Below are 13,421 nucleotides of genomic sequence, written 5' to 3'. Positions count from 1 at the left end.
ACTGGTGGCTGGTTGGAACATTATCTCTATCGGCTTGGTAGAGATAAGCTAGCATAGGTCAACGTCCGAAAAGGGCGAAAGCAGAACCCGGGAGACATCCATGCGTCATATCGAGCATCAGACACGGTCTTTCGCAAACCGCGGTATCGCGGGCAAATGGCAATGGGCGGCGAATGCGGCGCTGGTGACGGCAGCCTTCATCTTTGTCGGCGCTGTGACGCTCGGCCTTTTCCCCTGAGCCTTTCAGGTTTCGCCTTTTCAAATCGAGCTTGGTTCTCCCAAGACCGAAACACCTCCCGCGCTTGCCGCTCGGGAGGTGTTTTCGTTTCGGGCTTATCTCGTCGGAAGATAGGCTTCGGCAAGTTCAATCCAGAAGCTCGTTCCGATCGGCAGCGCGTCGTCGTTGAAATCGAAACGGGGATGGTGCAGCGGCGGGTCGCTGTCGGTGCGCCTGGTGCCAAGCAGGAAATAGGTGCCCGGCCGCTCCGCCAGCATATAGGCGAAGTCCTCGGCACCCATGGACGGGCGGGGCAGGTCGATGACCTTGTCCTCGCCGACGACGCGGCGGGCGAGATCGCGGACGAAATCCGTTTCCGCCTTGTGATTGATGGTCGCCTCGTAACCTCGCTTGTAATCGAGCGTGACGCTCATGCCGTAGCTGGCGGCTTGGCCTTCGGCGACCATCCGGATCCGCCTTTCCAACTCGTTGCGGACGTCCGGATCGAAGGAGCGGATGGTGAGCAGCATTTCCGCCCGCTCCGGAATGACGTTGCTCGCCATGCCGGCATGGAAGGCGCCGACGGTGATCACCATCTGGTCGAGCGGGTGGATGTTGCGCGAGGCGATCGTCTGCAGCGCCATGATGATGCTCGCGCCGCAGACGATCGGATCCGACGTATCCTGCGGCTCTGCGCCATGGCCGCCGCGGCCATTGACCGTGATGCGGCATTCGTCGACCGCCGCCATCATCGGGCCTTCCTTGACGCCGATCTGGCCGAAGGGCAGGCTGGGGTCGTTGTGCAGCCCGAACACGGCGTCGCACGGGAAACGCTCGAAGAGGCCGTCCTCGATCATCAGTCTGGCGCCGCCAAAATTTTCCTCCGCCGGCTGGAAGATCAGGTGGATCGTGCCATCGAAATTCTTCCTCTCGGCAAGGATCTTGGCGGCGCCCAGCAACATCGCGGTGTGGCCGTCATGGCCGCAGGCATGCATCAGCCCCTTGTTCCTGCTGGCATATTCCGCGCCGGTTTCTTCCTCGATCGGCAGCGCGTCCATATCGGCCCGGATGCCGATCGACCGGCCGCTGGTGCCGTTCTTCAAGGTGGCGACAACGCCCGTCTTGCCGAGGCCGCGGGTGACTTCATATCCGAGATCGGTGAGCTGTCCGGCGACGAAATCGGATGTGTTGAACTCCGATAGGCCGAGTTCCGGATGTTGATGAAGGTAACGGCGAGTGGCCACCACTTCGGCCATATAGTTGGAAAACTGGATCGTCATCGTTCAAAACACCGAAGGTTCGATTGGACCGGTCGCGGGCACGACGAGATCGCCCTTGCGTCCACGATGAATATCAGCCGGGCCTCCGGAAGGTAAACCCTCCCCGATTAAATTTAGCCGTCCTCGCTACGGCAAGGTGCTCGGACAGGCCTGCCGCGCCGGCTCGAAATTCATCGCATTATCAACGGGCTGCTTCCGTTCAGGTTCCATTCAGGCGAGCCTCGATAGAGCCGGAACATGTGTCAATCCGCAGGAAGTGAGCAATAGATTTCAGTCAGTCGTTTGCAATATCCGGACTGCTCTCTATTTCCCATCCTCGCGGGTTTGCATCCGGCCGGTCACCATAATCCAAATGATGACTGGCGCTTCCGATGCAGGCCGAGTAAGGCGAGGCCGACAAACCCTTAGAGTTTTCAGCAGAAGCCCGTATCCATGTCATTTCACACTCCGCCGTCAGCTTCCTCGCGCGAAACCGAAGCCAAGCAGATCGATCATAATGACTCGATCCGCTCGACCTATTTCAACATCGATGCATTGCGGGAATGCGGCGAGAAACTCGGCAAGGAGGGCACGCCCAGCCTGCCGGGCTTGATGGAGTTCGAATTCTTCAAGCGGCACGAGGAGAACGAGAAGGAAATCCTTCGGGTCTACCGGGCGACGGCTACCGATGTCGATGCCGGCGCATCGATTACGCCCGCCGCCGAATGGCTGCTCGACAATTACTACATCGTCGAAGAGGCGATCCAGGAAGTCCGCCGCGACTTCCCGAAGAAATTCTTCCGCCAGTTGCCCACGATGATGGTCGGCGGCCAGGAGTTGCCGCGCGTCCTGGCGCTCGCCTGGCTCTATGTCGCCCATACCCACAGCAGCATTTCCCGCGAAGCACTGGCCTCGATGGTCCAGGGTTTCCAGGTCAAGGAACCGCTCGAGATCGGCGAGCTCTGGGCGCTGCCCTCGTTCATCCGTTTCGTGCTGATCGAGAACCTGCGCCGCATCGCGACCCGTGTCGATCGCTCGCGCAACATGCGCCGCCGCGCCAATGAGACCGCCGACGAGATCATCCGCCTCAATAACGAGGAGGCGAGCGCCGATGTCCTGAAGGGCATCGAGAACCTGACGAACGACAATACGTTCACGGCGCAGTTCCTCTATCGCCTTCGCAACGCCTCGCAGACCTCGGGTTTTGCCGTCGCCTGGCTGGAGCAGCGTCTCGAACAGGCGGGCACCGGCGTCGAAGAGGTGATGCTCGCCGAACAGAACCGCCTTTCGTCCGGCAACGTGACGATGGGCAACATCATCAAGAGCCTGCGCGAAATCGACGATACGGAATGGAGCGTCTGGTTCGAAGACGTCTCGCAGATCGACAAGATCTTCCGCGAGCGCACCGACTATCAGGCGCTCGATTTCGGCTCGCGTAACGCCTATCGCAACCGTATCGAGCAGATTGCCCGCCGCTCCCGCAAGAGCGAGGCCGAGGTGGCGGAAGCTGCCATCCAGCTCGCCGAAAAGGCGTCGGCAGAAGAAAATGCCGACCCGCGCGAGACCAATGTCGGCGCTTTCGTCGTCGGCCGCCGCCGCCGGGAGCTGGAAGCGGCAGTCGGTTACAACCTGCTGTTCGTCCAGAAATTTGTCCGCCTTGTCCGCCGCCTCAGCTGGTTTGCGATCGCCGGCCCGGTCATCCTGATTACCGTTCTCGCCATGGCGATTGCCGGCTGGTTCCTGGTGCAGGCGGATATTCCGCTGCCGGTCGTCTTCTGCTTCCTGCTGATGTTTGCACTGCCGGCTTCCGAAGGCGCGACCGGCCTGTTCAATACGCTGGTGACCTATGTGGTGAGGCCAGCCCGGCTGGTCGGCTACGAATTCAAGGAAGGCATTCCGGAAACGGCAAGAACGCTGGTTGCCGTACCCTGCCTGATCACCGACCGCGACACCGTGGACGAACTCGTCCGCAACCTCGAAGTCCATTATCTCGCCAATCCCCACGGCGAAATCTACTTCTCGCTGCTCAGCGACTGGCGCGACAGCAAGTTCGAAGAGACCGATACGGACCTCGAAATCCTCGATTATGCGAAGCGCGAGATCGCAGCGCTCAACGCCAAGTATGGAGAGGACGGCAAGGCGCGCTTCTATCTGCTGCATCGCCGCCGTCTGTTCAATCCGGCCGAAGGCGCATGGATGGGCTGGGAGCGCAAGCGCGGCAAGCTGCATGAGCTCAACATGCTGCTGCGCGGTGATCGCGACACCAGTTATCTTCCGGGTGCCAACATCGTCCCGGAAAATGTCCAGTATGTGATGACGCTCGATGCCGATACGCGCCTGATGCGCGATGCGGTGACCAAGCTCGTCGGCAAGATGCACCACCCGATCAACCAGCCGGTGCTCGATCCGAAAACCAATCGCGTCATCCATGGCTATGGTCTGATGCAGCCGCGCGTGACGCCGTCGCTGACGACTGGCAAGGAAGCCTCGGTCTTCCAGCGCGTCTTCTCCGTCGGCCGCGGTCTCGACCCGTACGTCTTCACCGTCTCCGACGTCTACCAGGACCTCACCGGTGAAGGCAGCTTCACCGGCAAGGGCCTCTATCACGTTGATGCCTTCGAGGCTTCGCTCAAGGGCCGGATCGACGAGAACTCAGTCCTCTCGCATGACCTTCTCGAAGGTTCGTTCGCACGCTGCGCTCTCGTGACCGACGTGGAACTGGTCGAAGATTTTCCGGTCCGCTACGAGGTCGAGGTTTCGCGTCAGCATCGTTGGGCGCGCGGCGACTGGCAGCTCTTGCCTTACATCCTTGATCCGAAGCGGGGCGTGACTGCGCTTGGCCGCTGGAAGATGATCGACAACCTACGCCGGTCGCTGACCCCGATCGCGTGGTTCTTCGCTTCCGTGCTCGGCTGGTACTTCATGGATCCGCTCGGCGCACTGATCTGGCAGATCCTGCTGATCTTCTCGCTGTTCGTTGCTCCGACCCTCAGCCTGGTCACCGGCCTGCTGCCGAGTTCCACCGATATCGTTCCCGGCGCGCATTTCTATTCCGTCTGGTCGGACATGCGCTCGGCCAATGCGCAGGTCGCCCTCCGCGTCGTCTTCATCGCGGATTCCGCCTGCATCATGACCGATGCGATCGCCCGGTCTCTCTACCGCCTGTTCTTCAGCCGCAAGCTGATGCTGGAATGGCGCACCGCCGCCTCGATCCAGTCGAGCGCGCAAGGGAGCCCGCAGGATTATTACAAGACGATGTGGCATGCGCCGGCAATCGCCGTGCTCAGCATCATCCTGTCGGCCATGCCAGGCGACAACGCATTCCTGGTCGGCATCCCGTTCGCCGTGCTGTGGATCTTCTCGCCGCTCGTCGCCTGGTATGTCAGCCAGTCGGCCGAGACCGAAGACCGGTTGTTCGTGCCGGAACCCGTGTCCGTCGAACTGCGCAAGATCGCCCGCCGCACCTGGCGGTATTTCGAGACCTTCGTGACGGCGGAGCAGAACTACCTGCCGCCGGACAATTTCCAGGAGAAGCCGAACCCGGTCATCGCCAAGCGCACGTCGCCTACCAATATCGGCGTCTACCTGCTGTCGACGATCTCGGCGCGGCATTTCGGCTGGATCAGCTTCACCGACACGATCGAGCGCATCGAGCAGACGATTTCGGCGGTTGAAAGAGCCGACAAGTTCCGCGGCCACATGTACAACTGGTATCATACCGACACGCTGCAGCCGCTGATGCCGCGCTACGTCTCGTCGGTCGACAGCGGCAACTTCGCCGGCCATCTGATCGCCATCTCGTCGGCTTTGCGCATCTGGGCCGAGGCTCCTTCCGCGCACCTTCAGGGCAATCTCGACGGCATCGGCGACGTTTCCGGCATTCTGGCCGAGACGCTGAAAGCTCTGCCGGATGACCGCAAGACGGTGCGCCCGCTGCGTCGCCGTCTGGAAGAACGTATCGTCGGCTTCGGCAATGCGCTTGCCGCGGTCAAGCGCGAGCATGAATTCGCGTCGATCCGGATCATCAACCTTGCCGTGCTTGCCCGCGACATCCAGAAGCTCGCCGTCAACCTCGATCAGGAAGTCCGTTCGGCGCAGAGCGACGAAGTTACCCGCTGGTCCGCGTCTCTCGTCGCCGCCTGCGAGGCGCATATCGCCGATAGCGTCTTCGACAATGCCAATATCGAATCGCTGCGGGAGCGGCTCGGCGTGTTGCGCGACCGAACCCGCCGCCTCGCCTTCGCGATGGATTTCAGTTTCCTGTTCCGCAAGGAGCGCCGCCTTCTGTCGATCGGCTATCGTGTCGAAACCAACGAGATCGACGAAGCCTGCTATGACCTTCTCGCATCCGAAGCGCGTCTGACCAGCCTGTTCGGGATCGCCAAGGGCGACCTGCCGACCGAGCACTGGTACAAGCTCGGCCGCCAGGTGGTGCCGATCGGTGCGCGAGGCGCCCTGGTCTCCTGGTCCGGCTCGATGTTCGAATACCTCATGCCGCCGCTCGTCATGCAGGAGCGCCAGGGAGGCATCCTCAACCAGACCAACAATCTGATCGTCAAGGAACAGATGAACCACGGCCGCCGCCTCGGCACGCCATGGGGCATCTCGGAAGCGGCATTCAACGCTCTCGACCATCAGATGTATTATCAATATTCGAACTTCGGGGTGCCGACGCTCGGCCTCAAGCGCGGTCTCGGACAAAACGCCGTCATCGCCCCCTATGCGTCGATCCTGGCCAGCCAGTACGACCCGATCGCTGCCTCGGAAAACCTCACCGAACTGCGCTCGCTCGGAGCGCTCGGGGTATTCGGCTTCTACGATGCGGTGGACTTCACGCCGACCCGCGTGCCGGAAGGCAAGCGCTACGCGGTAGTGTTCAACTATTATGCCCACCACCACGGCATGTCGATCGCCGCGATCGCCAACGTCGTGATGAACGGCCTGCTGCGCGAACTCTTCCATTCCGACCCGACCATCGAGGCCGCCGAACTGCTGCTGCAGGAAAAGGCGCCCCGCGACATTCCGGTGATGAGCGCCAAGCACGAAGAAACCCCCGGCAAGGGCCAGGGCGAGCTGTTGCGTTCGGAAATCCGCACCATCACCAACCCGGCCACCAAGGACCGGGAACTGGCGCTGCTCTCCAACGGTCACTACTCGGTCATGCTGACCGCGACCGGCTCGGGATATTCCCGCTGGAACGGACTGTCTGTCGCCCGCTGGAAACCCGACCCGACCGAAGATCGCTGGGGCCAGTTCCTGTTCCTGCGCGACACAACGAACGGCGAATGGTGGTCTGCCACCGCCGAGCCGCGCCGTATCGAAGGCGAAAAGACCAGGGCGATCTTCTCCGACGAACGGGCTGAATTCCACAAGACGGTCGGCGACCTCACGAGCACGGTCGAGTGCATCGTCGCCAGCGAACACGATGCCGAAGGCCGCCGCCTGACGCTGCTCAACATGGGTACCGAGGATCGCTTCATCGAAGTGACGTCCTATATGGAACCCGTGCTGACCACCGAGGACGACGACAACGCCCACCCGGTCTTCCAGCGGATGTTCGTCCACACGGAAATCGGCCGCCGCGGCGACGTCATCCGTGCTTGGCGCAACAAGCGCGCGCCGAACGAGCCGGACATGGTGATCGCCCATCTGGCCGCCGACAATGCCGGTTCGGCTCGCCCGACCGAATTCGAGACCGACCGCCGCAAGTTCCTCGGCCGCGGCCGCACGCTTTCGGAAGCTGCAGCCTTCGATCCCGGCGCGACGCTGTCGGGTACCGACGGCTTCACGCTCGATCCCATCCTGTCGCTGCGCCGGGTCGTGCGGGTGCCGGCCGGCAAGAAGGTGAGCGTCATCTTCTGGACGATCGCAGCGCCCAAGCGCGAAGAGCTCGACCAGGCGATCGAACGTTATCGCCATCCGGACGCCTTCCAGACCGAGCTCACGCAGGCCTGGACACGCACGCAGGTGCAGATGCGCCATCTCGGCGTCTCTTCGCAGGATGCGGCGGCGTTCCAGCACCTGGCGCGTTATCTCATCTATCCGGACATGCAGCTTCGCGCCGACCAGGCGACCATACACGCGGGCATGCAGCCGCAATCGTCGCTCTGGCCGTCGTCGGTTTCCGGCGACTTCCCGATCTTCACGCTGCGTATCAACGATGACAACGACATGCCGGTCGCCAAGGAGGCGATGAGCGCCCAGGAATATCTGCGCTCGCGCGGCGTCGTCACCGACCTCGTGATCTTCAACGAGCGGGCGGCCTCCTACGCGCAGGAAATGCAGCAGGCACTGGAACATCTCTCCGAGAGTTCCCGCCGCCTCAGCCAGCAGGAGGGCCAGCGCCAGCACGTCTTCTCGCTGCGCCGCGACATCATGGACGACGAGGGTTCGGAAGGCCTGATCGCCGCATCCCGCGTGGTTCTGCATGCCCGCAACGGCAAGATCAGCGACCAGCTCAACCGCACGGCGACGATCTTCGCGCCGCCGAAGGACCAGCAGATCGAGATCGACCGTCGTCCGCTGCTGAACGGTGAGATCTTCCAGCCTCCGGCTCCGATCGAGGCGCCGGCGGATCTCGACTTCTGGAACGGTTTCGGCGGTTTCACCAAGGACGGCAGCGAATATGTGGTGCGCCTGCACGGCGGCCAGTCGACGCCGCAGCCGTGGATCAACATCATCTCCAACGACAAGTTCGGCTTCCACATTTCGGCGGAAGGTTCAGGCTTCACCTGGGCCAAGAACTCCCGCGACTATCAGCTGACGGCCTGGACCAACGACATGGTCATCAACCGCCCCGGCGAGGCGTTCTACGTCGCCGACCGGGATAACGGCGCTGTCATGACGCCGTTCGCGGTCCTGTCGCGCAAGCCGGAGGTCAAGTTTGAAACCCGGCACGGCCTTGGTTACTCGGTCTTTTCGAGCGAAGAAGACGGCCTGAAGATCAGGCTGACCCAGACGGTCGACCGGACACGGGCGGCAAAGCTTTCGTCCATCCTCGTCCATAACGGCAGCTCGGAAACCCGCAGGCTGCGCGTCTACGGGTATGTGGAATGGCTGCTCGGCGCCAATCCGGCCCGGTCCATCCCGTTCATCCTCTCCAGCCGCGACGAGGAAACGGGCGCGCTTTTCGCCACCAATTCCTACAGCATCGACTACCGCCGCATTGCCTTCATGGGCATGAAGGAGACGCCGGTCGGCTTCACGGCGAGCCGCCGCGAATTCATCGGCCGCTTCGGTTCGGTCCAGATGCCGGCGGCGGTGATGTCCGCTTCGGCGCTCAGCAACGCTCTCGATCTCGATGGCGACCCCTGCGCGGCGCTCGCCTATGACATCGAGCTTGCCCCGGGCGAAGAGAAGACGGTCACCTTCTATCTCGGCGATGCCGATACCAAGGAAGAGGCCCAGGCGCTGGTCGCCCAGCTGCGCGGCGAGGAGTTCGCTCCGATCCTTGCGGCGAACCGTGACTTCTGGACCGGCTTCACCGGCCGCCTGAAGGTCTCGACGCCGGACAAGTCGCTCGACAACATGGTCAACCACTGGCTGCCCTACCAGGCGCTCGGCTGCCGCATCATGGCCCGCACCGCCTTCTACCAGGCGTCCGGTGCCTTCGGTTTCCGTGATCAGCTGCAGGACACCCTGGCTTTCCTGGTGCACGAGCCGTCGCTCGCCCGCCGCCAGATCGTCAATGCGGCCTCGCGGCAGTTCAAGGAAGGCGACGTGCTGCATTGGTGGCTGCCCGGCTCCGGTGCCGGTGTCCGGACGATGATCTCCGACGACGTTGTCTGGCTCGCCTACGGTATCCACCAGTATGTCTCGGTGACCGGCGATGCATCGCTGCTCGACGAGGAACTGGCGTTCATCGACGGTCCGGTGCTCGAAAAGAACAAGCACGACTCCTTCTTCCAGCCGACGGTGTCGACCGAGACCGCAACTGTCTACGAGCATGCGGCAAGGGCGCTGGACCTGGCGATCACGCGAACCGGCGATAAGGGCCTGCCGCTCATCCTCGGTGGCGACTGGAACGACGGCATGAACCGCGTCGGCATCGGCGGCCGCGGCATGAGCGTTTGGCTCGGCTGGTTCCTGGCCGCGGCACTGCGCAATTTCCTGCCCTATGCGGAGGCCCGCAAGGACAAGAAGCGCGTCCAGCGCTGGACCGACCATATCGAAACGCTGAAGCAGGCGCTCGAAAAGGCCGGCTGGGACGGCACCTACTATCGCCGCGGTTATTTCGACGATGGTTCTGCGCTCGGCTCGAGCACCAGCGACGAATGCCGCATCGACTCGCTTGCCCAGTCCTGGAGTGTGCTCTCGGGCGAAGGCGATCCGGAGCGTGCCGCCCAGGCGATGGATGCGGTGCTCGAAAAACTGGTCGACAGCCAAGCCGGCATCATCCGCCTCTTCACGCCGCCGTTCCAGGATACCCGCAAGGACCCGGGCTATATCAAGGCTTATCCGCCGGGTGTTCGTGAAAACGGCGGCCAGTATACCCATGCGGCAATCTGGGTCGTGCTGGCGCTGGCGGCGCTGAAGCGGGGCGACGACGCCTGGAAGTGCTTCCGGATGCTGAACCCGATCAACCACGCGCTCGACCAGGACGCGGCCGAGACCTATCGCGTCGAACCCTATGTGGTCGCGGCCGATGTCTATGGCCACGGTTCCCATACCGGCCGCGGCGGCTGGACCTGGTATACGGGTTCTGCGGGCTGGCTCTATCGTGCGGCCACCGAGGGCATCCTCGGCATCCGCCGCCAGGGCGACCGGCTGTTCGTCAACCCGACACTGCCGACCGACTGGAATGGCTTTACCGCCGAACTGACCATCGACGACACGGTACACAAGATCACCGTCGAAGGCGACAAGGTCATGATCGACGGTCAGGTGGTCAATGGGACGGAAGGTTTCCTCCTCGACGGAGCCGCTGCGAAGCGACTGCCGGAACCGGCCGAAAGCTGAGACCTCCGATCATCGGAAACCGACAAAAGAAAACCCGCCGCCATGCGAATGGCGGCGGGTTTTTCGTTGGGCTTCGGGATCGACCGGTCAGGCGGGCTGCGCCTCCGACGGGGTGTGATCCTTCGCTTCGTCGTCGGTCAGGATGCCGCTTGCCTTCAGTAGCGAGGCGAAACGTCCGCCGCTCTCGCTGAGTTCGTCATAGCTGCCCATCTCGGCAACGCGGCCGTTCTCGAGGAAGATCACCTTGTTCGCATCGCGAACGGTCGAAAGCCGGTGGGCGATGATGAAGGTGGTGCGGTTCTCGCGAAGGCGGTCGATGGCTGTCTTGACGCGAGCCTCGGTCTCGACGTCCAAGGCGCTGGTCGCTTCGTCGAGGACGAGGATCGGTGCATTCTTGAGGATGGCGCGGGCAATGGCGATGCGCTGGCGCTCGCCGCCGGACAAGCGGTTGCCGCGCTCTCCGACAGGCGTCTCATAGCCGTTTAACCGGGTTTCGATGAACTCGGCGGCGGCGGCTGCTTCCGCCGCCTTGGCGATTTCCTCTTCGCTCGCCCCTTCGCGGCCGAGGCGGATGTTTTCGCTGATCGACCGGTTCAGGAGACCGGCGTCCTGGAAGACGGTGGCGATGGAATGGCGCAGCGATTTCCGCGTCACCTTGCCGATATCGACGCCATCGATGAGAATCTTGCCTTCCTGGGGATCGTAGACACGCTGCAGGAGGTTGATGAGCGTCGTCTTGCCGGCGCCGGTCGGGCCGACGATGGCAACCGTCTCCCCGGCCCTTGCGGTGAAGGAAACGTTGTGGACGCCTTGGGTCGTATTGGCGAAGCCGAAGGAGACATCGCGGAATTCCACCTCGCCGCGAACCTCGCCGAGATCGGCGGCATCGGCCGGCTCGGCACGCTCTTCGACGGAATCCTCAAGCGCGAAGAAATCTTCGAGCTTGGAGCGCGCTTCGAAGATCTGGGTGGCGAACTGGCGCAGCAGATCGAGACGGCCGATCAGCAGGTTGGCGAAGCCGATGAAAGCCACGACATCGCCGACCCGGATTTCACCCCGCTGGACCAGAAGCGTACCGATGACCAGGATAACGCCCATGGATACCGTCGAGGCAGTACGGTTGAGCGCGCCCGCCAAGGCCCACCAGTCGAGCACCGGATATTGGGCGGCAAGCAGGTCCTTGGTATAGTCCTTGAGCGCCAGGGTCTCGGCTTCGATGCGATTGTAGCTGTGCAGCACCGATACGTTGCTGATCGCGTCGCTCACATGGGAGAAGACCGTGTGGTAATGGTTCTCGACCGAGGCCTGGCCCTCCTTGGTGCGGTTCATCACCGTGACGCCGATGATCCAGTAGAGGATGCTCAGCACCAAAAGGACGAGGCTGAGTCGCCAATCCATGGAGATTGCGGTCGGGATCAGCAGCACCAGCGCCACCGCGGTGGCGAGGTGGGTGCGCATGAATTCGAGCCACAGGCCGAACAGGCTCTCTGCGGCACGCAGCAGGGTATGCAGCGCATTGGAGGTGCCGCGGGTATGGTGCCAGGCCAGCGGCATGGAGATGATGCGTCCGAAAGCCTCGGTCAGCAGCGACGCGCGTCGACCATGGGCGAGCCTGTCGGCCTCGCGGGAGACAAGCACGTAGGCGACGGTATTGAAGACGCCGAAGCCGGCCCATAAAATCAAGACCGGAGTAACAGTACCGCCGGACGAAATGGCGTCGATGATGCGGCCGAACAGGATCGGTTCGGCAATGGTGATGACGGCCAGCACGATATTGGCGACGACGACGGCACCGACGCGCCATTTGTTCTTGGCCAGATATCTGAGGGCTCGTGCGTAAACCTGGAACAGCGTCAACTGGCGCAACCTTTTTCATGTGGAGCCGCCATGGCAGCGGCATCGGTAATCTAATGATCGTAAACGGCAATTCCGCGACGGATGCCGGAGATAATACCCTTCTGCCAGAAATGTTTCATGGAGAGCAAGACTTCCCGTATTCGGTGTCTCGAACCGGTCCACAGCTTCTCACACAACGCCGTCAAGGGCTAGATTTCGCGGTATACCTTCAACGAATGATAACTATGCTAATCGATTGTGAATAAGGGAAGTCACTGAAATTTAATACAAAGAAAAGAAGCGCCCGGAAAGAGCGCGGCGGGAGCAAGTCGTGAACATTCAGCTGGTCGTGCAACTCTTGGTACTCGTCGGGGAAGTCAAGACCGAGGCGGAGCTGACGGCTCAGCTCGAATCTCTGCTGAAAGCCTATGGTTTCGAATATTATGGATTGGTTATCCGACCACGCTCTCACCAGGGGCCGGCAGGCTTGGCCCTCGCCGAGCGCTGGCCGGAAGGCTGGCAGGAAATCTACGAGAGCCGCAAATACGTGCTGGTCGATCCGACCATCCGAATGCTCAGCATCGCGCAAAAACACTTCCGCTGGCGGGACGCGGTCCTCAGGCTCCGGAACGATCCGCATCGGCAGCGCATGCAGCGGATGATGCAGGAAGGGATGCGTTACGGTCTCCAGGACGGCTACATGTTTCCGGTCCATGGCCGCAACGGGTTACTCGGCAACATGACCATCGGCGGACGGCCCGTGGATCTTTCGCCCGCTGAAACGGCGCTGTTCGATGCCGCTGCCAAGAGGACGTTCTGGCGCTTTCTGGAGCTGCGCGGCCAGGCAGAAGAACTGGAAGCTGTCGCAAAAGTCGACACCCAGCTTACCCGCCGCGAGATGGAAGTCATCGTGCTACTGGCCGAGGGCCTGACATCCAACGAGATTGCAAAGTCGCTCGAGATCTCCAGCCATACGGTCGACTGGTATATCAACGGGCTTCAGGAGAAGCTGCGCGCCAAGAACCGCCAGCATGTCGTCGCTTCGGCATTCCGCCTCGGTCTCGTCACCTAGAAACCAGCCCCCTATTCGTCCGTCATAAATTTGTCGTCTGGCCTCCCCGACAAATTGCGCTTGCTTGATTAAGACGATA

5 protein-coding genes are annotated in these 13,421 nt (G+C 62.1%); 3 read left to right on the top strand and 2 right to left on the bottom strand.

Features of this window, described 5'->3' with window-relative positions; genetic code table 11:
- Positions 1-100: 100 nt before the first annotated feature.
- Positions 101-238: a hypothetical protein gene (locus tag RG540_RS32410; RefSeq protein ID WP_155414713.1), complete on the top strand. Its 138-nt coding sequence runs from the start codon at positions 101-103 to the stop codon at positions 236-238.
- Between the two features lie 95 nt (positions 239-333).
- Here the strand turns inward: RG540_RS32410 and RG540_RS18895 are convergent, their stop codons facing one another.
- Positions 334-1,497 carry a M20 aminoacylase family protein gene (locus RG540_RS18895; protein ID WP_038591084.1) on the bottom strand — a complete coding sequence of 388 codons (1,164 nt, stop codon included), beginning with the start codon at positions 1,495-1,497 and terminating at the stop codon, positions 334-336.
- Positions 1,498-1,929: 432 nt separating this feature from the next.
- On the opposite strand from RG540_RS18895, the gene RG540_RS18890 reads away from it, so the two are divergent.
- Positions 1,930-10,434, top strand: a complete 8,505-nt coding sequence (locus RG540_RS18890; RefSeq protein ID WP_051909522.1) for a GH36-type glycosyl hydrolase domain-containing protein — start codon at positions 1,930-1,932, stop codon at positions 10,432-10,434.
- An 87-nt stretch (positions 10,435-10,521) separates the two neighbouring features.
- Here the strand turns inward: RG540_RS18890 and RG540_RS18885 are convergent, their stop codons facing one another.
- Positions 10,522-12,291, bottom strand: a complete 1,770-nt coding sequence (locus tag RG540_RS18885; protein ID WP_038594239.1) for a glucan ABC transporter ATP-binding protein/ permease — start codon at positions 12,289-12,291, stop codon at positions 10,522-10,524.
- Between the two features lie 310 nt (positions 12,292-12,601).
- On the opposite strand from RG540_RS18885, the gene RG540_RS18880 reads away from it, so the two are divergent.
- Positions 12,602-13,342 carry a LuxR family transcriptional regulator gene (locus RG540_RS18880; protein ID WP_038591081.1) on the top strand — a complete coding sequence of 247 codons (741 nt, stop codon included), beginning with the start codon at positions 12,602-12,604 and terminating at the stop codon, positions 13,340-13,342.
- Positions 13,343-13,421 lie beyond the last annotated feature (79 nt).

Source organism: Neorhizobium galegae bv. orientalis str. HAMBI 540, from assembly GCF_000731315.1.
GTDB classification, from domain to species: Bacteria; Pseudomonadota; Alphaproteobacteria; order Rhizobiales; family Rhizobiaceae; genus Neorhizobium; species Neorhizobium galegae.
The sequence above is the reverse complement of the archived record's forward strand: the minus strand, read 5'-3'. Positions and strand labels throughout refer to the sequence as shown.